The organism is Mycobacterium noviomagense, assembly GCF_010731635.1.
Taxonomy (GTDB): Bacteria; Actinomycetota; Actinomycetes; order Mycobacteriales; family Mycobacteriaceae; genus Mycobacterium; species Mycobacterium noviomagense.
This window is the reverse complement of the sequence record NZ_AP022583.1, coordinates 3,022,143-3,038,023: the sequence shown is the minus strand read 5'-3', so window position 1 is coordinate 3,038,023 and position 15,881 is coordinate 3,022,143. Positions and strand designations below refer to the sequence as shown.

Sequence of the window (15,881 nt, the reverse complement as noted above, 5' to 3'; positions counted from 1 at the left end):
CCGTCAGCCACAACCATCACAGCAGTTGTCTTGCTCGACGGCAAACAGATCAACCGTGCGCTGCCCGCGATGCTTCCCGCGGCCCACCCGCTAGGCGATCGGATAGGGCCAGGGGTTGAACCGGCAGGTTTTCCCGTCCGGTTTGACCCACTCGGGGTCGAACTTGGCCTCGTCGTTGTTGGCCGTGGAGAACGTCTGCTGCATCATCACCGGCGCTAAAGCGCCTTGCTTGTCGCAGGGCTCGTGGCGCTGGTAACCGATGGCGTGGCCGACTTCGTGGTTGATCACATACTGGCGGTAGGAACCAACGTCGCCTTCGAAGGGAACAGCTCCGCGGACCCAGCGTGCCTCGTTGATGAGGACCCGCGGCTGCGACTCCCTCCCGAACACCGGGTTGTAGCACGAGGTTTCCAGCGGAATCTCATAGCCGCAGCCATCGCGTATCGTCATCGGCGAGCTCAACGAGATCCGGAAATCGGGATTGCCGCTGTCGATCCGCACGAACGCGAATTGCGGATTGTGAGTCCAGCTCTTGGGATTGGCCAACGTCTCGTCGACCATCCGCACGAATGCGTCGTCGCCGCCGAACGTCGTGGTGTCGATCCCGTTCTCGACCTCGACCGTGTATCGGAACACCTTGGCCGTGCCCTGCCCCAATTGAGGCATGGTGCCGGGGACGATATGCCACGTCTTGTCACCGGCCGGGGTGAAAGGGCCGCCGGCTGGCAACAGCCCGGTCGGAAGATTGGCGTCGAACTCGGTCAGGCCGCGAGGAGGCGAGTCGATGATCGAGGTGCCCACCGCCCCGATCGTCGGCGGCCCCTGCGCCGGATCCTGCGAGGCAGGTGCGGGCGCACCGGTGCCGGTCACGGTCTGATACAGCACCACCACGGTGACGGCGGTCAGCACCGGCAGCGCGTACGCGCGCCAGCCGTAGGTGGACACAAAGCGACCCAGCCAAGTTTGTTTGCGCCAGCGGCGCTCCCTGTCGCGATTGGAGCGTGGCCGACCAGCGCCCCAGGCGAGCGGATCACGCTGAGCGCGCAGCGGTTCTCGCCACTCGTCGCGGAGGACGGGTACCCGAGTTCCCCCGTGCTGCGCCGAGTCGTAGGTCACTGCCCTAGGATGGCACAGCTACCGCGAGCTGGGCCTCTGGGCGCGCCCGTTAGGCGCCGGCGCACGGTGCTGCGCCGACGCCTAATCAGTCGCTGGCCGTCGGGAATTCGCGGGTCCGGTCGACCTGGGTAGTAGTGTCGATCGGACAAGCCGTGTGCGGCGACGCCGCCGTGATGTGGCCGACAACCCAGATTGAGGACTGATGAGCGATCTCGCGAACGCGACTGCACGGAGTAGCGCCGAACACGTCGACCGGTCACTGGGCAGCGGCGGGACGGCGAACCGCCGCGGTAACCGGCTTCCCCGCGACGAGCGGCGCGGACAATTGCTGATCGCCGCGAGTGAGATTTTCGTCGACCGTGGCTACCACGCGGCCGGCATGGACGAGATCGCCGACCGGGCCGGAGTGAGCAAACCGGTTCTCTACCAACACTTCTCCAGCAAGCTGGAGCTGTATCTAGCGGTGCTGCAACGGCATGTGGAGAACCTGGTGTCGAGCGTGCGCCAGGCGCTGCGGACGACCACCGACAACTACCAACGGTTGAGCTCGGCGGTGCAGGCATTCTTCGACTTCATCGAGCACGAAAATCAGGGCTACCGGCTGATCTTCGAGAACGACTACGTCACCGAGCCTCAGGTCGCCGCCCAGGTCCGGGTCGCTACCGAGTCCTGCACCGACGCGGTCTTCGACTTGATCAGCGCCGATTCAGGGCTGGATCCGCACAGGGCCCGGATGATCGCGGTGGGTCTCGTGGGCATCAGCGTCGACTGCGCCAGGTACTGGCTGGACGCCGATCGCCCGATCTCCAAAGAAGACGCGGTGGACGGCACGGTGCAGTTCGCCTGGGGCGGCCTGTCGCACGTGCCGCTCACCCGCTCGTAGCCGACTCCAGCCCGATCCCAAAGCCAACACGGCGCGACTCAGCGACACCGATCTCCACGTAGGCGATCTTTTCGGTGTTGATCAGGAATCGGCGGCCCCGCTCGTCGGCCAGGCTCAGCACGTCCGACTGCTTTGCTAATGCGGCGGTGACCAGTTCCTGGACTTCGTCGGGCGTCTGCGCGCTGGTGAAGACCAGCTCGCGCGGGCTGTCCGTGATACCGATCTTGACCTCCACGTCAGACGCCTCCGTTCGAGTTCACCGCAACTGCGTTCCCGCATGCAGGCTAGTGGAAGCACCACCGACCGCGCGCACCAGCCACTGACCGTCCGCGAAGCTCCAGCGGCGGCAACGTCACGCCGACACGCCCGCGCCGCGTCACAATCGGCAGCCTCCAGCCGATACCATCAGCATCATTAGCATCATTGATCACTCTGATACCAACGTCCACGACTACCCGGACGAGGAGATCTACGCCGGCGCCGACCACGACGCCGGCGTATTCGACCATCGCTGGCGGCCGATAGCCGCGATCGCCGGTGTTGTTCTGGTGCTCGCTGTGATCGCCACCGCGCTGATCCTCTACGGCGGTGACAGCACGTCGACCACAGCCACGGTGGGGCCGCCACCGACGCGGCATGTCATCGCCACACCGCCGCCAAGCATCCCGACGGCGGCGCCGCCGACGTCGCTCCCGCGCGAGACGGTGACGACCTTGACGCCGTCGGCCGCGCCCACCACGGCGCCGTCACCGGTCCCCACCGTAGAGCCCAGCCCGTCGTCGGAAGCCAGCCCGCCTGCGGTCAATCCACGCACGATCGTGTATTCGGTAACCGGGACAAAGCAGCCGTTTTTCGACCTGGTAACCGTCATCTACACCGATGCGCAGGGGTTGCCGCAGACAGACTTCGATGTGTCGTTGCCGTGGAGCAAGACCATCGTGTTGAACCCGGGCGTGCAGACAAAATCCGTCATCGCCACCAGCCTGGCCGGTCATCTCAACTGCGCGATCAACGACGCCGCCGGCCAGACGATCGCGGCCTCAACAAGCAACGCGATGATCGCCACCTGCGCACGTTAGACCGACGATGCCGCCCCGCTCGAGGCACCAGCCACCTGCGGAGCCTTTAGGTCAGCCCGAGTTCGCGCATCCGTTCGTCATGGGTGCGCTGCACACGGTCAAAGAATCCCGGAAGCTGGGTCAAGCCATCGGTTCCCGACACCACCAAGTCGACCAGCTCGTCATGCTCGGCCAGAACGTATTGGGCCTGGGTGATCGCCTCACCGAGCAGGCGGCGCGACCACAGCGCCAGTCGGCTGCGCTGTTTGCTGCTGCGGGTCACTGCGGCACGCACCTCGGCGACGACGAACTGCGAGTGCTCGGTTTCGGCCAGCGCCGCGCGTACCACGTCGGCGACTTCGTCGGGCAGCCCGTCGGCGATTTCCAGGTAGAAGTCGGCGGCCAGCGCATCACCGACATACGTCTTCACCAGCGCCTCCAGCCAGGTGCTCGGCGTGGTCAGCCGGTGGTAGTTATCGAGGGCCGACGCGAACTCCGCCATCGCGGGCACCACGTCGACGCCCCGGCTTTCCATGGCGTCACGCAGCAGCTCGTAGTGACCCATCTCCGCGGCCGCCATGCTCGCCATCGAAATCCGGCCGCGCAGGTTGGGCGCCATCTTTGCCTCCTCGGCGAGCCGGTAGAAAGCGGCGATTTCGCCGTAGGCGAGCACGGCGAAGAGCTTGTCGACGCCGGGATGGTCCGCGGAAAGCCGCGGCGACTGCGGATCGGCCGCCTGCTCGGCGCGCGAAGGCGAAGTCATGGCAACACTCTATGCGTGCTGGTGGCGACCCGCTGCGACCGGCTTCGCCGCCCTGGCGATCGCCACGAAGGCGTGCTGGTGGCGACCCGCTGCGACCGGCTTCGCCGCCCTGGCGATCGCCACGAAGGCGTGCTGGTGGCGACCCGCTGCGACCGGCTTCGCCGCCCTGGCGATCGCCTTCGCCGCGCCGACCGGACGGCGACAGGCGGGCGCCGCAACGCGCCAGCTATGATGGAAGTCGGTAGCGGCTGTACAGCTACCGAACGATTATGTGCGTGCATGCAGTTGGCCCGCCTGTGCAGCGCAGGGCCCGCGAATCGGCAACGTATTCGGAGTCAGAACCTCGTGCGCGCCCGGAACTCGACGAACCGCGACGAGATTTGACCGAACCTGACACCGAAAGGCTTATCGCCCACGCATGACACCCCTTGTCACACCCCATCTGACCTTTGCCACCCTGGGAGTTCGCGACGAAATCGTCCGTGCATTAACCGATCAGGACATCGAACGCCCTTTTGCCATCCAAGAACTCACCCTGCCGGTGGCCCTTGCCGGCGAGGACCTGATCGGCCAGGCCCGCACCGGCATGGGCAAGACCCTTGGGTTCGGCGTGCCGCTGCTCCAGCGCATCACCGCCACCGCCGGCGACTTGAGCGGCGTGCCTCGAGCGCTCGTTGTGGTGCCCACCCGCGAGCTGTGCCTGCAGGTCTCCGAAGATCTGGCCGCCGCCGCCAAATACCTCAGCGCCGATGACGGCCGGCCGCTATCGGTGGTGTCCATCTACGGCGGTCGTCCTTACGAGCCGCAGATCGAAGCGCTGCGTTCCGGCGCCGACGTTGTGGTGGGCACGCCCGGTCGGCTGCTCGACCTGGCCCAGCAGCGACACCTGCAGCTGGGCGGCCTGCGGGTGCTTGTGCTCGACGAAGCCGACGAGATGCTCGACCTGGGCTTCCTGCCCGACATCGAGCGCATCTTGAGCCAGATACCCGACGACCGCCAAGCGATGCTGTTCTCGGCGACGATGCCCAACCCCATCATCAAGCTGGCCCGCACGTTCATGAACCAGCCCACACACATCCGCGCCGAGGCGCCCGACGCCTCGGCGGTACACGACGCGACCGACCAGTTCGTCTACCGCGCGCACGCACTGGACAAGGTGGAGCTGGTCAGCCGAGTCCTGCAGGCCCGTGACCGCGGCGCCACCATGGTCTTTACCCGCACCAAGCGCACCGCCCAGAAGGTGGCCGACGAGCTGGCCGAGCGGGGCTTCGCGGTCGGCGCGGTGCACGGGGATCTGGGCCAGGTCGCGCGGGAAAAAGCACTCAAGGCCTTCCGCAGCGGCGATATCGATGTCCTGGTCGCCACCGACGTGGCCGCCCGCGGGATCGACATCGACGACGTCACCCACGTCATCAACTACCAGTGCCCCGACGACGAGAAGACCTACGTGCACCGCATCGGCCGCACCGGCCGCGCCGGGCGCACCGGCGTCGCGGTCACCCTGGTCGACTGGGACGAACTGGCCCGCTGGGCGATGATCGACAAGGCGCTGGGGCTCGGTTGCCCGGAACCGCCGGAGACGTACTCAAGCTCCCCGCATCTGTACACCGAGTTGGGCATCCCGGCCGAAGCCGGCGGCAGCGTCGGCAAGCCGCGCGCAACCCAGGGCAAGAGCAACGGATCCGCACCGCGGAACAGCAACAGGTCGCGGCGGCGCACTCGCGCCGGCAAACCGGCCAGCGGCCACCCGACGACCAACGGTGAGACGGCCGCCGAGACGCCCACCGGCGACGGCACGCACAGCGTCCGCCGCCGCCGTCGCCGGCCGCGCAAAGCGGCAAACGCCGCGCCCGTCAACTAAAGCGGCCGCCGCTGCCCGATGGTCAGACCCGAACGCCGCACCAAGGCCGACATCGTGGCCGCCGCGGCGATCGCGGTGGTCGTTGCGGTAGCCGCGGTGCTGATCTGGTGGACCAGCGACGCCCGGGCCACCATCAGCCGCCCGGCCGCCGTTCTGCCGCCCAATCCGACGCCTGCGCGGGCGGTCCCGGCGTCGCTGCGCCAACTCTGGACCGCGACCAGCACGAGCACCAGCCGCCCCGTGGTGGTCGGCGGTACGGTCGTCACCGCCGACAAGCGCACGGTCAACGGGCGCGACCCGGGCACCGGCGAGTCGCGGTGGACTTACGCCCGCGACAGCGATCTGTGCGCGGTGTCGTGGGTCTACCGCTACGCCGTCGCCGTTTACCGGGACGACCGCGGCTGCGGGCAGGTCAGCACCATCGACGCCGCGACCGGCCGGCGTGGACCGGCCCGCAGCAGCTACGCCGACCCTCACGTCACAGTCACGTCAGACGGCACGACGGTGCTGTCGGCCGGCAACACCCGGCTCGAATTGTGGCGGTCGGACATGGTGCGGATGCTGTCCTACGGCGAGATCGACGCGAGGCTCAAACCGTCATCGCACGGCGTGCACGCCGGATGCACGCTGACGTCCGCGGCAGCCAGCTCCGCGGCGGTATCCGTGCTCGAAGCCTGCCCCAAGGCCGCCGACCTGCGGCTTACCTTGCTGCGGCCGGCCAAAGAAGAGGACGAACCCGAGCAACGCTTCGTGCCCGAGCCTGGGATTGGCCCCAGGTCAGGTGCGCGGGTGCTGACCGTCTCAGACACCAACACCGCGGTATACCTGCCGTCACCGCAACCCAGGGTCGACGTCGTCGACGAGACCGGGGTCACGGTGGCGAGCACGCTGCTGCCCAAGCCGGCGTCGTCGAGTGCCATCTCCCACCCCGGCAACCTGGTGACATGGTGGACAGGCGATGCCGTGATGGTGTTCGACGCGGCGAACCTGACCTACCGCTACACCATTCCCGCAGCAGGCCAGGCAGTTCCGTTGGGGCCTGCGACGATGATGGCCGGCCGGCTGCTGGTCCCGGTCACCGACGGCATCGGCGTCTATGACCCGACCACCGGGACCAACGAGCGCTACCTACCAGTGAGCCGGCCAACAGGAACGTCGGCGGTGATCCCCGCCGTTTCCGGCACCAAGCTGATCGAGCAGCGCGGCGACACCGTGGTAGCGCTCGGCGGTTAAACCTCTGGGGTGAAGGTCGGCAGGGGCTTGCCGGACTTCCAGTGCTTGAGCAGCGCATGCGCCAACTCCCGGTAGGCCAACGCGCCCTTGTTCTTGCGCCCGGCCATCACGGACGACCCGGAGGCGCTGGCCTCGGCGAAGCGCACCGTCCGTGGAATTGGCGGACCGAGCACCGGCAAGTCGTAGCGGTCAGCGACGTCGAGCAGCACGTCACGGGTATGGATGGTGCGCGGGTCATACAGCGTCGGCAGCGCACCCAGCAGGCGCAGCCGGGGGTTGGTGATCTGCTGCACGTCGGCGACCGTGCGCAGGAACTGTCCGACGCCGCGGTGCGCCAGCGTCTCGCACTGCAGCGGCACGATCACCTCGTCGGCGGCGGTGAGCCCGTTGAGCGTAAGAACTCCCAGCGACGGCGGGCAGTCGACGATCACCACGTCGAACCGGTCGTTCAGCTTGTCCAGCGCACGCTTCAACGCATACTCGCGGCCCGCGCGCATCAGCAACATCGCCTCCGCGCCGGCAAGGTCGATGTTGGAGGGCAACAGCGTCATCCCCTCCGCGGTGTTGACCAGCACCGCGTCCGGTTCCACCTCCCCTAACAGCACTTCATGCACCGACACCGGGAGCTTGTCGGGATCGTGGCCGAGCGAAAAGGTCAGACAGCCTTGGGGATCCAGATCGACGAGCAGCACTCGCCGCCCGTCGTCGGCCATCGCCGCACCCAACGACGCCACCGTCGTCGTCTTGGCCACCCCGCCCTTCTGATTGGCGACCGCCAGCACCCTCGTGTCAGTCATATGGCGCCGCCCCTCCTCATCGCTTCGCTTTCGCATCGCGCATACGGGCCATCCTGGCATCTTCCCCGCTATGCCCGCGCGGCGATCGCAATGACTCTCAGGCAGAATCGGGCGACATGGGCGTCGAGGACCATCGGCTGGTGTTGCTGCGCCACGGCGAGACCGAGTGGTCGAAGTCCGGACAGCACACCGGCCGCACCGAACTTGAGCTGACCGAAGCCGGCCGCGAGCAAGCACAGGCCTTGAAGGAAACACTCGGCCGCCTTGGGCTGGACAACCCGATGGTGTTTAGCAGCCCGCGGCGGCGCGCTGTCGTCACAGCCGAGTTGGCCGGTCTTACCGTCGACGAGGAAACCGAGTTGCTCGCCGAATGGGATTACGGCTCCTACGAGGGTCTCACCACGGCGCAGATCCGCGAATCGCGCCCCGACTGGCTGATCTGGACTCAGGGTGCCCCCGACGGCGAAAGCCCTGCGCAAGTCAGCGACCGCGCTGACCGTGCTGTCGCGTTGGCGTTGCAGCACATGGAATCTCGCGACGTCGTATTTGTCGGACACGGCCACTTCTCTCGCGCGGTGATGGCCCGCTGGGTGGAGCTGCCGGTTGGTGACGGCCTCCGCTTCGCGATGAACGCCGGAGGCCTGGCGGTGTGCGGCTTCGAACACGGAGCGCGCCAGCTGGCGCGCTTGGACTGAGCAGCTATCGCGTATGGGTGGCCAGCCGTCGTTCGTGCTGTGCGGGCCGGACGGGGTGCTGGTCGCCGACGGGGTGGCCGGCAGCTACTCGGAGGTGTCGGCGGCGCAGGCGGCGCTGCGCACCGGTAACACCCGAATCATTGTGGGAGCGTTGCCATTTGACATCGGCCATCCTGCTGCGTTGCTAGCGCCGCGGAGCATACGGGATGTCGAAACGCTGCCCGACTGGCCGAGCGGTCCGGGGCCGGCGGTGCGGGTTGCTGCCGCGATACCGTCGCCCGAACAGCACCGCAGCCGGGTGCGACGGGCGCGCGACCAGCTCGCCGCGCCGGGTGCCGCGCTGAGCAAAGTGGTGCTGGCGCGAGCCTTGCGGCTGGTCGCGGACGCACCGCTGGACGCCCGGGTCATTCTGCGCCGGCTGATCGCTGCCGACCCCGCCGCGTTCGGCTACCTGGTCGATTTGACGCCGGCCGGCGGCCGCTATGCGGGTGCGGCGTTGGTCGGCGCCAGTCCTGAGTTGCTGGTGGCCCGCGACGGCGACCGAGTGACCTGTCGACCGCTGGCCGGCTCGGCGCCGCGCGCCGCCGACCCACGGCTCGACGAGGCAGCCGGCGCGGCGCTGGCGGGTTCGGCCAAGAACCGCCACGAACACCAGCTGGTGGTCGACACGATGCGTGGGGCGCTGCAGCCGTTGTGCCGCGAGCTGACAATCGCGCCGGCTCCCGAGCTGAGGCGTACCGCGACAGTGTGGCATCTAAGCACACCGATCAGTGGCCGGTTGCGTGACAGTGCAACGACTGCAATGGATTTGGCATTGGCACTGCATCCCACCCCGGCGGTCGGCGGGGTGCCTACCAAACAAGCGTGCGAGCTCATCGCCGCGCTGGAAGGAGACCGCGGTTTCTACGCCGGCGCCGTGGGCTGGTGCGACGCACGCGGCGACGGCCGATGGGCTGTGTCGATTCGCGGGGCGCAGCTGTCGGCTGACCGCCGCAGCGCGCTCGCGCATGCCGGCGGCGGCATCGTCGCCGAATCCGATCCTGATGAGGAAGTCGACGAGACCACTACGAAATTCGCGACGATCTTGACCGCGTTGGGAGTCGCGCAGTGACAGGGCGCATCCGGCGGGCCACACCGGCAGACACCGCCGACATCACCGGCATAGTCCATGAGCTAGCAGCCTTCCAGCACGTTGGCGATTTGTGTGTCGTCACCGAAAACCAAATGGCGGCAGCTCTTTTCGGCGATGCGCCAACAGTGCACGGCCACGTCGCAGAGGTGGATGGCGAGGTTGCCGCGATGGCGCTGTGGCTCACGAATTTCTCGACATGGGACGGCGTGGCGGGCGTGTATCTGGAGGATCTATACGTGCGCAGACGATTTCGCCGACGTGGCCTGGGTCGCGCGCTGCTGTCGGCGCTGGCACGCGAATGCCTCGACAACGGCTATACCAGGCTGTCGTGGGCGGTCTCGACTGGAATTCCGACTCGATCGCGCTGTACGAGGCGATCGGCGCGCGGGCCCAGCCGGAGTTGATCAGCTATCGCGTCTCGGGTCCGGAGTTGGCGGCGCTGGCCGAACCGCGCTGACCACCAGCCGCCCATCGTAGCGCGGGTGGACTGAACAGCAACACCAACGCAGTCACCGCCAACAGCGCCGCCGGCGCTCCGAACAGCGGCCGGTGCGAGCCCACCGCCAGATACCAGGCAACAGGCAGCACCAACAGCTGTGTGAAGACCGCGAAGCCGCGGCCCCCGCGCTTGCCGCGCAACAGCCCCCATCCGGCGGCCAGCACAGCAGCACCGATCAAAAAGAACCACACCGCGGTGCCAATACCGTTGACCACACGCTGGTCCGCTCCGGCGAGCGCCCGCACCACGAAGACAGCCGCGACAACCAGTCCCGCCGCGCCTTGTACGGCGACGATCAGTCCCGCCCCCCGCACAGTCGCAGGGGCCGGGCGCGCCTCCCGGTCGCCGGGCACCGTCACAGCGCCAGCGTAGCCACCCGTGGCGCCGGTGATTCCGACGATCCGGCGGTTAAGCTCTTGCCACATGCGTGCTGTGCTAATCGTCAACCCCACCGCGACCTCCACGACCCCCGCGGGCCGAGATTTGTTGGCGCACGCGCTGCGAAGTCGTCTTCAGCTGACGATCGAGCACACCACCCACCGCGGCCACGGCGGCGAAATCGCGCAGGCGGCCGCTGAAGCCGGCGTCGACCTGATCGTGGTGCACGGCGGCGACGGCACGGTGAGCAATGTGGTCAACGGCCTACTCGGACCGCCGGGCCCATTGCCGACCGGCCATGTGCCTGCGGTCGCGGTGGTGCCGGGCGGCTCGGCCAACGTCCTGGCCCGCGCGCTGGGCATCTCACCCGACCCGGTCGTCGCTACCAACCAGCTTCTCGGACTGCTCGACAAGCACGGGCATCAGCAGAACTGGCGCCGCATCAGCCTGATCGACTGCGGTGAGCGCTGGGCCGTGCTCAACGCCGGGATGGGCGTCGACGCCGAGGTGGTGGCCGCGGTCGAAGCTCAACGCGCGAAAGGCACCAAGGTCACCCCGCTGCGGTACTGGCGCGTGGCCATACCCACCACGGTCGCCTACGCGCGTCGCGAGCCGACATTGACGCTGCAGCTACCCGACCGCGAACCCATTTCGGGGGCGCATTTCGTTTGGGTGACCAATACCAATCCGTGGACATACAGCAACAACCGTCCGATGTGGACTAACCCGAACTGCACCTTCGAGACGGGGCTGGGTGTGTTCGCCCTCACCGGGATGAAGGTGATTCCGACGCTGAGATTGCTGCGTCAGATGCTGTCGAAGCGGCCGAAGCTGGAGGCCAAGCACCTCGTCCGGGACGACGACGCGGCGTGCCTGAAGGTCACTTGCAGCGGCCCGCCGATCGCGAGCCAGTTCGACGGCGACTACCTCGGCCTGCGTGAGGGCATGACGTTCCGGGCGGTGCCCGACGCGCTGGCCGTGGTCGCTCCACCCGCAGAAAAAGATTCTGACCTGCAGCGATAAGACGTCGCGCCGATCGTGGGCGCAGGTTAGCGTTCAGCGTAATACACCGGTTCGTGGGTTTTGCCAGCAGATCGTCGAAGTGAGATTGCCCACGTGCTGACGTGGGACTATTGACATCTGTTGTGCCTATGAAACGATCGAACGATCGCGTGCAACGGTACGGAAACTTTTGTTGTGCCCGCGTTAACAGCCGAAGAACATCTGTGCGCTCTGCTGCGCACATAGTGAGGAGTAACAACGTATGGATTGGCGCCACAAGGCGGTCTGTCGCGACGAGGATCCGGAGCTGTTCTTCCCGGTGGGGAACAGCGGGCCGGCGCTTGCGCAGATCGCTGACGCGAAACTGGTCTGTAACCGCTGCCCGGTGACCACGGAGTGTCTCTCCTGGGCTCTGGAGACGGGCCAGGATTCCGGCGTGTGGGGCGGAATGAGCGAAGACGAGCGGCGCGCGCTGAAGCGTCGTAACGCCCGGACGAAAGCACGAACCGGAGTCTGACCGAATTTCTCGGCATTGCGGCCTCGACAAATGTCGGGGCCGCAATATTGCGTGCCGGGTTATTGCGCTAACCGCGCGCGCCGACCGATCGGGACACGCAGCACCACGTCGGTGCCGCCGGTTGCCGCGGCCTGCATATGCAGTGACCCGTCCAGCTCGGCCGATACGAGTGTCCGCACGATCTGCAGGCCCAGCCGGTCTGAGGCCTCCAGGCTGAACCCGTTCGGCAGGCCACGGCCATTGTCGTGGACCACCACGTCGAGCCAGCGTGCGGAGCGCTCAGCATGAATAGTCACGCACCCCTGCCCGGCGTCCGGCTCGAAAGCGTGCTCGATCGAGTTCTGCACCAGCTCGGTGATCACCATGATCAGCGCGGTCGCCCGGTCGGAATCCAGCACTCCCAGCGCGCCGACCCGGTTGACCCGGATCGGCGTGTCCACGCTGGCCACGTCGTTCATGATGGGCAGGATGCGGTCGATCACCTCATCGAGGTTGACTTCCTCGTCCACCGACATCGACAGCGCGTCGTGCACCAACGCGATCGACGACACCCGGCGTACCGATTCCAGCAGAGCTTCGCGCCCCTCTGGGTTGGTCGTTCGGCGTGCCTGCAGCCGTAGCAGCGCGGCGACGGTTTGCAGGTTGTTCTTAACCCGGTGGTGAATCTCTCGAATCGTGGCGTCCTTGGACATCAGTGCGCGGTCTCGGCGCTTGACCTCGGTGACGTCGCGTATCAGCACCGCGGCACCAGCGGCCGACCCATGCACCACCAGCGGCAGCGTCCGCAGCAGTACGGTGGCTCCGCCGGCGTCCACCTCGATGCGCATGCTGGCGCCCCCGGCCAGCGAGTCGCGCACATGATCGGCCAGTTCCTGCGCTTCGAACGGATCGGAGATCAACGGGCGGGTGACCTCAATGAGGTTGTGGCCCTTCAACTCTGACGTCAGCCCCATCCGGTGGTAGGCCGACAATGCGTTGGGGCTGGCGTAGGAGACGACGCCCTCGTTGTCGAGGCGGATAAAGCCGTCACCGGCTCGGGGACTGGAGCGCGCCATCGCCACGTCGCCGACATTGGGAAACGTGCCCTCGGAGAGCATATGGACAAGATCAGCGGCGCAGTCCAAATATGCAGTCTCCAGCGGGCTGGACTTGCGGTTGGCCGCCAGAGCTGTTTGGTGTGTGAGCACCGCGACCACTTGTTCGCCGTAGCGCACCGGCACCGCTTCGACGTTCAGGCCGGTCTGCTGCCACGAAAAGTGTTGTCCCGCAGCGTTTTCGCGGCCGATAGTTCCGGACGTGAATGCCGCGGCGACCAGCGGCAGCTGCTCGGGCGCGACCACCGTGCCGACGGCGTCAGACAGCAGCACGGTGGGAGCGGTGTTCGGCCGGCATTGCGCGACGCACACCAGCGCGCCGTCATCACGGCGCACCCACATCAAATAATCGGCGAACGACAGGTCGGCCAGCAGCTGCCACTCGCCCACCACTGCGTGCAGGTGGTCGACGGCGCTACCCGGCAGCACAGTGTGTTCGGCAAGCAGGTCACCCAGAGTCGACATCTCTTACTCGCGAACAGGTCCGGTACAGCAGCTAGGAATGCGTCGGCGCCTAACTGATCACCGCGATGAGGTCCCCGGCCTGGATGACATCGCCCACCGACACGCTGACTTTGCTGACCGTGCCGGCGACTTCGGCTAGGACCGGGATCTCCATTTTCATCGACTCGAGCAATACCAGGGCGTCCCCCTCGCCGATTTGATCGCCCTCGTTGACCATGACTTCCAGCACGCTGGCCACGATCTCCGCCCGGACGTCCTCGGCCATCATCACCCCGTTCATCGCTAGCCGATGGTTGCGCAATCTCGCCGCTCCATCGAACCACAATCGATCGCCATCGGTGCGTTGGAGTGAGCCCAGCGCCGCCGGAGCCGCGAGAGTAAGCGAATCCGAAGGTTACTAAGCAAATCTATAGAGTTCGATCCGTGATCGTGTCGTGTTCCTGCTGTGACTATTGAGCTGAATCGTTACCAAAGTGATTTCTGTGTCGAAACCACCTTCTGCGGCTCAAGAGTGAGGAGTATCCGGATGTCCCTGAACACGCGTACGAACCCGCGGTCCCGCACCCCGCTGACCCGCGTCACCGCCGGTGTAGGACTCGCGCTGGCGACGGTCGGCGCGCTGACGTTCGGCAACGGAGTGGCCTCCGCCGCCCCCGCGCCTGTGCTGGTCGACGATCCCGCTCCGGCTCCCGTTGCGGACCCGACTTCCGCTGTCAACGCCGCCAACACGATCTTCGGCGTGCTGAATTCGCTGCTGAATTCGGTGCTGCCAGGTAGTGGTTCGCTCATTCCCTCAACCACTCCCGGCAGCTCGTTGTCGCCCGGCGACGGCAGCTACCCGAGCTCGTTATCGCCAAGCGGCGGCTACCCCAGTTCTCTGTCGCCAGGCGGCGGCTACCCCAGTTCGCTGCTGCCGGGCCAAACCCCTGCGCTGCCGGGCCAGACGAGCCCGTTAGTGCCAGGGCAGTCGCCCGCTTTGCCGGGGCAAACTAGCCCGCTCTCGCCGGGGCAAGGTACTGCCCTGCCAGGCCAAACCAGCCCGCTCTCGCCGGGGCAAGGTACTGCCCTACCGGGCCAAACCAGCCCGCTCTCGCCGGCTCAGACGCCGGCAGTGCCGGGCCAGAGCACCTCGCTCTCGCCGGTCCAGACCACGCCTGTCGTCTAGGCCGGTTGCAGCCGGCGACGACCGCAATGAAAGACTGGGCCGCACGTCAAAGCTGCAAGGAGGTTCCGGCATGGCCAAGCGTGGCCGCAAAAAGCGCGACCGCAAGCACAGGAAGGCCAACCACGGCAAGCGGCCCAACGCGGGCGGCTAGCCGCGGAAGATGGTGGTCCGGCTAATTTCCAGCCGCAGCCGCTCGAGCAGGTGCTCGGGGGCCTTCTCGCCTTTGCACTTGCGGGCTATCAGCGCTTTGATCCGCTCCTCGAGCCCGTAATGCCGCAGGCATTCGGGGCACGCCTCGAGGTGTTCCCGCAGCTTGTCCCGAGCTTCGGGGGTGCATTCGCCGTCAAGCAGCGTCCAGATCTCAGCGATCACTTGCCTGCAGTCGGCGTACATGTCCCGATCGCTGCCGCCACCCGAGCAGGAGGAGCCGCTCACGACGACACCTCCTCAGCTGCCTGATCACCGCGTATGAAGCCACGCTCTTTGGCCACATTGGCCAACAGTCCCCGTAGTTGGCGCCTGCCGCGGTGCAGCCGCGACATCACCGTCCCGATCGGCGTGTCCATGATTTCGGCGATCTCCTTATACGGGAATCCTTCGACGTCGGCGTAGTACACCGCCATCCGGAACTCTTCAGGCAATGCCTGCAGTGCTTCCTTGATCTCGGTGTCGGGTAGCGCCTCTAGGGCTTCCACCTCTGCTGAGCGCAGGCCGACCGACGAGTGCTCGGCGTTGGCGGCCAGCTGCCAGTCGGTGATTTCCTCGGTCGGATACTGCGCGGGCTGGCGCTGCTTCTTGCGGTAGTTGTTGATGTAGGTGTTGGTCAGGATGCGGTACAGCCAGGCCTTGAGATTGGTGCCCTCGCGGAATGACCGGAACCCCGCGTACGCCTTGACCATCGTCTCCTGAAGCAGATCCTCGGCGTCGGCCGGATTGCGGGTCAGACGTAACGCACCACCGTAGAGCTGGTCCAACAAAGGAATCGCGTCGCGCTCGAAACGCGCCGTCAGCTGTTCGTCGGTCTCCTCGGATCGGACGGGCCCCGACGGCTCGTCGATCTCCGGCATCTCCCGTTCGGTTGCGTCGTCGCTGTCGGCCATCTTGGTTCGCACAGTCCCTTCTGCCACGGTGTCACCGAAGAGCCCCGACAGCGACACCCGACGCTCGAGGCAGCGAGCCGGCTGCTCTTCTTCCAGCAGGCTCATCGCCGCTGACACCCGACG

General features: G+C 66.8%; 20 protein-coding genes and 1 pseudogene. 12 read left to right on the top strand and 9 right to left on the bottom strand.

Going from position 1 to position 15,881, the window contains the following annotated elements; genetic code table 11:
• Positions 1–90: 90 nt before the first annotated feature.
• Positions 91–1,116: a DUF3152 domain-containing protein gene (locus G6N15_RS14260; protein WP_083086290.1), complete on the bottom strand. Its 1,026-nt coding sequence runs from the start codon at positions 1,114–1,116 to the stop codon at positions 91–93.
• A gap of 202 nt (positions 1,117–1,318) precedes the next feature.
• Here G6N15_RS14260 and G6N15_RS14255 point away from each other — a divergent pair, with 202 nt between their 5' ends.
• On the top strand, positions 1,319–1,999 hold the full coding sequence (locus G6N15_RS14255; RefSeq protein ID WP_083086292.1) for a TetR/AcrR family transcriptional regulator: 681 nt from the start codon (positions 1,319–1,321) through the stop codon (positions 1,997–1,999).
• Here G6N15_RS14255 and G6N15_RS14250 read toward each other — a convergent pair.
• Positions 1,986–2,234 carry a DUF3107 domain-containing protein gene (locus G6N15_RS14250; protein ID WP_083086294.1) on the bottom strand — a complete coding sequence of 83 codons (249 nt, stop codon included), beginning with the start codon at positions 2,232–2,234 and terminating at the stop codon, positions 1,986–1,988. The genes G6N15_RS14255 and G6N15_RS14250 overlap by 14 nt on opposite strands.
• Before the next feature lie 175 nt (positions 2,235–2,409).
• On the opposite strand from G6N15_RS14250, the gene G6N15_RS14245 reads away from it, so the two are divergent.
• Positions 2,410–3,078, top strand: a complete 669-nt coding sequence (locus G6N15_RS14245) for an MmpS family transport accessory protein (protein WP_083086299.1) — start codon at positions 2,410–2,412, stop codon at positions 3,076–3,078.
• Between the two features lie 46 nt (positions 3,079–3,124).
• Here G6N15_RS14245 and G6N15_RS14240 read toward each other — a convergent pair whose 3' ends face one another.
• Positions 3,125–3,820, bottom strand: coding sequence for a ferritin-like fold-containing protein (locus G6N15_RS14240; protein ID WP_083086301.1), 696 nt, complete (start codon positions 3,818–3,820; stop codon positions 3,125–3,127).
• Here G6N15_RS14240 and G6N15_RS14235 point away from each other — a divergent pair.
• The 3 genes from G6N15_RS14235 (at position 3,819) to G6N15_RS14225 (ending at position 6,914) form a co-directional block, all read left to right on the top strand.
• Positions 3,819–4,052, top strand: coding sequence for a hypothetical protein (locus G6N15_RS14235; protein ID WP_163748077.1), 234 nt, complete (start codon positions 3,819–3,821; stop codon positions 4,050–4,052). The two genes, G6N15_RS14240 and G6N15_RS14235, sit on opposite strands and share 2 nt — an antisense overlap.
• Positions 4,053–4,238: 186 nt before the next feature.
• Positions 4,239–5,681 (top strand): DEAD/DEAH box helicase, encoded by a 1,443-nt coding sequence (locus tag G6N15_RS14230; protein ID WP_083086304.1) that lies wholly within the window; start codon positions 4,239–4,241, stop codon positions 5,679–5,681.
• A gap of 18 nt (positions 5,682–5,699) precedes the next feature.
• Entirely contained in the window at positions 5,700–6,914 is a 1,215-nt protein-coding gene (locus G6N15_RS14225) for an Rv3212 family protein (protein ID WP_083086306.1), read from the top strand.
• Here the strand turns inward: G6N15_RS14225 and G6N15_RS14220 are convergent.
• Positions 6,911–7,711, bottom strand: coding sequence for a ParA family protein (locus G6N15_RS14220; RefSeq protein WP_083086308.1), 801 nt, complete (start codon positions 7,709–7,711; stop codon positions 6,911–6,913). The genes G6N15_RS14225 and G6N15_RS14220 overlap by 4 nt on opposite strands.
• A gap of 116 nt (positions 7,712–7,827) precedes the next feature.
• Here G6N15_RS14220 and G6N15_RS14215 point away from each other — a divergent pair, with 116 nt between their 5' ends.
• From G6N15_RS14215 to G6N15_RS14205, 3 genes and pseudogenes are all read left to right on the top strand, one after another.
• Positions 7,828–8,406, top strand: coding sequence for an acid phosphatase (locus G6N15_RS14215; RefSeq protein ID WP_083086310.1), 579 nt, complete (start codon positions 7,828–7,830; stop codon positions 8,404–8,406).
• Between the two features lie 13 nt (positions 8,407–8,419).
• Complete coding sequence (locus G6N15_RS14210; protein WP_083086312.1) at positions 8,420–9,517, top strand: isochorismate synthase; 1,098 nt, start codon at positions 8,420–8,422, stop codon at positions 9,515–9,517.
• A pseudogene (locus tag G6N15_RS14205) lies at positions 9,514–9,995 on the top strand (N-acetyltransferase family protein). Before G6N15_RS14210 ends, G6N15_RS14205 begins: the two are co-directional and overlap by 4 nt.
• Here the strand turns inward: G6N15_RS14205 and G6N15_RS14200 are convergent.
• Positions 9,947–10,390, bottom strand: a complete 444-nt coding sequence (locus tag G6N15_RS14200) for a hypothetical protein (RefSeq protein ID WP_083086443.1) — start codon at positions 10,388–10,390, stop codon at positions 9,947–9,949. The pseudogene G6N15_RS14205 and the gene G6N15_RS14200 overlap by 49 nt on opposite strands.
• 70 nt (positions 10,391–10,460) lie before the next feature.
• Between G6N15_RS14200 and G6N15_RS14195 the strand changes: the two genes are divergently transcribed.
• Both G6N15_RS14195 and whiB1 read left to right on the top strand, forming a co-directional pair.
• Positions 10,461–11,438: a diacylglycerol/lipid kinase family protein gene (locus G6N15_RS14195; RefSeq protein WP_083086314.1), complete on the top strand. Its 978-nt coding sequence runs from the start codon at positions 10,461–10,463 to the stop codon at positions 11,436–11,438.
• Positions 11,439–11,679: 241 nt separating this feature from the next.
• The gene (whiB1, locus tag G6N15_RS14190) at positions 11,680–11,934 is read left to right on the top strand and encodes a transcriptional regulator WhiB1 (RefSeq protein WP_083086317.1); all 255 of its coding nucleotides are present in this window, start codon (positions 11,680–11,682) and stop codon (positions 11,932–11,934) included.
• 59 nt (positions 11,935–11,993) lie between these two features.
• Here whiB1 and G6N15_RS14185 read toward each other — a convergent pair whose 3' ends face one another.
• Positions 11,994–13,493, bottom strand: coding sequence for a sensor histidine kinase (locus G6N15_RS14185; RefSeq protein ID WP_083086319.1), 1,500 nt, complete (start codon positions 13,491–13,493; stop codon positions 11,994–11,996).
• Positions 13,494–13,542: 49 nt separating this feature from the next.
• A complete protein-coding gene (locus tag G6N15_RS14180; protein ID WP_083086445.1) occupies positions 13,543–13,758 on the bottom strand; it encodes a biotin/lipoyl-binding carrier protein in 216 nt (71 codons plus the stop codon).
• 261 nt (positions 13,759–14,019) lie between these two features.
• Here G6N15_RS14180 and G6N15_RS14175 point away from each other — a divergent pair, with 261 nt between their 5' ends.
• Entirely contained in the window at positions 14,020–14,658 is a 639-nt protein-coding gene (locus G6N15_RS14175) for a hypothetical protein (protein ID WP_139797737.1), read from the top strand.
• Between the two features lie 70 nt (positions 14,659–14,728).
• The gene (locus G6N15_RS23835; protein ID WP_139797746.1) at positions 14,729–14,809 is read left to right on the top strand and encodes a 50S ribosomal protein bL37; all 81 of its coding nucleotides are present in this window, start codon (positions 14,729–14,731) and stop codon (positions 14,807–14,809) included.
• On the opposite strand, the gene rsrA is transcribed toward G6N15_RS23835, so the two are convergent.
• Together rsrA and G6N15_RS14165 are read right to left on the bottom strand one after the other, a co-directional pair.
• Positions 14,806–15,051, bottom strand: coding sequence for a mycothiol system anti-sigma-R factor (rsrA, locus tag G6N15_RS14170; RefSeq protein ID WP_083086324.1), 246 nt, complete (start codon positions 15,049–15,051; stop codon positions 14,806–14,808). The genes G6N15_RS23835 and rsrA overlap by 4 nt on opposite strands.
• A gap of 38 nt (positions 15,052–15,089) precedes the next feature.
• Positions 15,090–15,725 (bottom strand): sigma-70 family RNA polymerase sigma factor, encoded by a 636-nt coding sequence (locus G6N15_RS14165; RefSeq protein ID WP_163748330.1) that lies wholly within the window; start codon positions 15,723–15,725, stop codon positions 15,090–15,092.
• Positions 15,726–15,881: the final 156 nt, after the last annotated feature.

What these genes read in the sequence shown, in the direction of transcription:
- G6N15_RS14255 (WP_083086292.1), top strand. Translation starts at nt 1,319, where the DNA reads ATGAGCGATCTCGCGAACGCGACTGCACGGAGTAGCGCCGAACACGTC.
- G6N15_RS14235 (WP_163748077.1), top strand. Translation starts at nt 3,819, where the DNA reads ATGGCAACACTCTATGCGTGCTGGTGGCGACCCGCTGCGACCGGCTTC.
- G6N15_RS14240 (WP_083086301.1), bottom strand. Translation starts at nt 3,820, where the DNA reads ATGACTTCGCCTTCGCGCGCCGAGCAGGCGGCCGATCCGCAGTCGCCG.
- G6N15_RS14230 (WP_083086304.1), top strand. Translation starts at nt 4,239, where the DNA reads ATGACACCCCTTGTCACACCCCATCTGACCTTTGCCACCCTGGGAGTT.
- G6N15_RS14225 (WP_083086306.1), top strand. Translation starts at nt 5,700, where the DNA reads ATGGTCAGACCCGAACGCCGCACCAAGGCCGACATCGTGGCCGCCGCG.
- G6N15_RS14220 (WP_083086308.1), bottom strand. Translation starts at nt 7,711, where the DNA reads ATGACTGACACGAGGGTGCTGGCGGTCGCCAATCAGAAGGGCGGGGTG.
- G6N15_RS14215 (WP_083086310.1), top strand. Translation starts at nt 7,828, where the DNA reads ATGGGCGTCGAGGACCATCGGCTGGTGTTGCTGCGCCACGGCGAGACC.
- G6N15_RS14210 (WP_083086312.1), top strand. Translation starts at nt 8,420, where the DNA reads ATGGGTGGCCAGCCGTCGTTCGTGCTGTGCGGGCCGGACGGGGTGCTG.
- G6N15_RS14195 (WP_083086314.1), top strand. Translation starts at nt 10,461, where the DNA reads ATGCGTGCTGTGCTAATCGTCAACCCCACCGCGACCTCCACGACCCCC.
- whiB1 (WP_083086317.1), top strand. Translation starts at nt 11,680, where the DNA reads ATGGATTGGCGCCACAAGGCGGTCTGTCGCGACGAGGATCCGGAGCTG.
- G6N15_RS14185 (WP_083086319.1), bottom strand. Translation starts at nt 13,493, where the DNA reads ATGTCGACTCTGGGTGACCTGCTTGCCGAACACACTGTGCTGCCGGGT.
- G6N15_RS14180 (WP_083086445.1), bottom strand. Translation starts at nt 13,758, where the DNA reads ATGGCCGAGGACGTCCGGGCGGAGATCGTGGCCAGCGTGCTGGAAGTC.
- G6N15_RS14175 (WP_139797737.1), top strand. Translation starts at nt 14,020, where the DNA reads ATGTCCCTGAACACGCGTACGAACCCGCGGTCCCGCACCCCGCTGACC.
- G6N15_RS23835 (WP_139797746.1), top strand. Translation starts at nt 14,729, where the DNA reads ATGGCCAAGCGTGGCCGCAAAAAGCGCGACCGCAAGCACAGGAAGGCC.
- rsrA (WP_083086324.1), bottom strand. Translation starts at nt 15,051, where the DNA reads ATGTACGCCGACTGCAGGCAAGTGATCGCTGAGATCTGGACGCTGCTT.
- G6N15_RS14165 (WP_163748330.1), bottom strand. Translation starts at nt 15,725, where the DNA reads ATGCCGGAGATCGACGAGCCGTCGGGGCCCGTCCGATCCGAGGAGACC.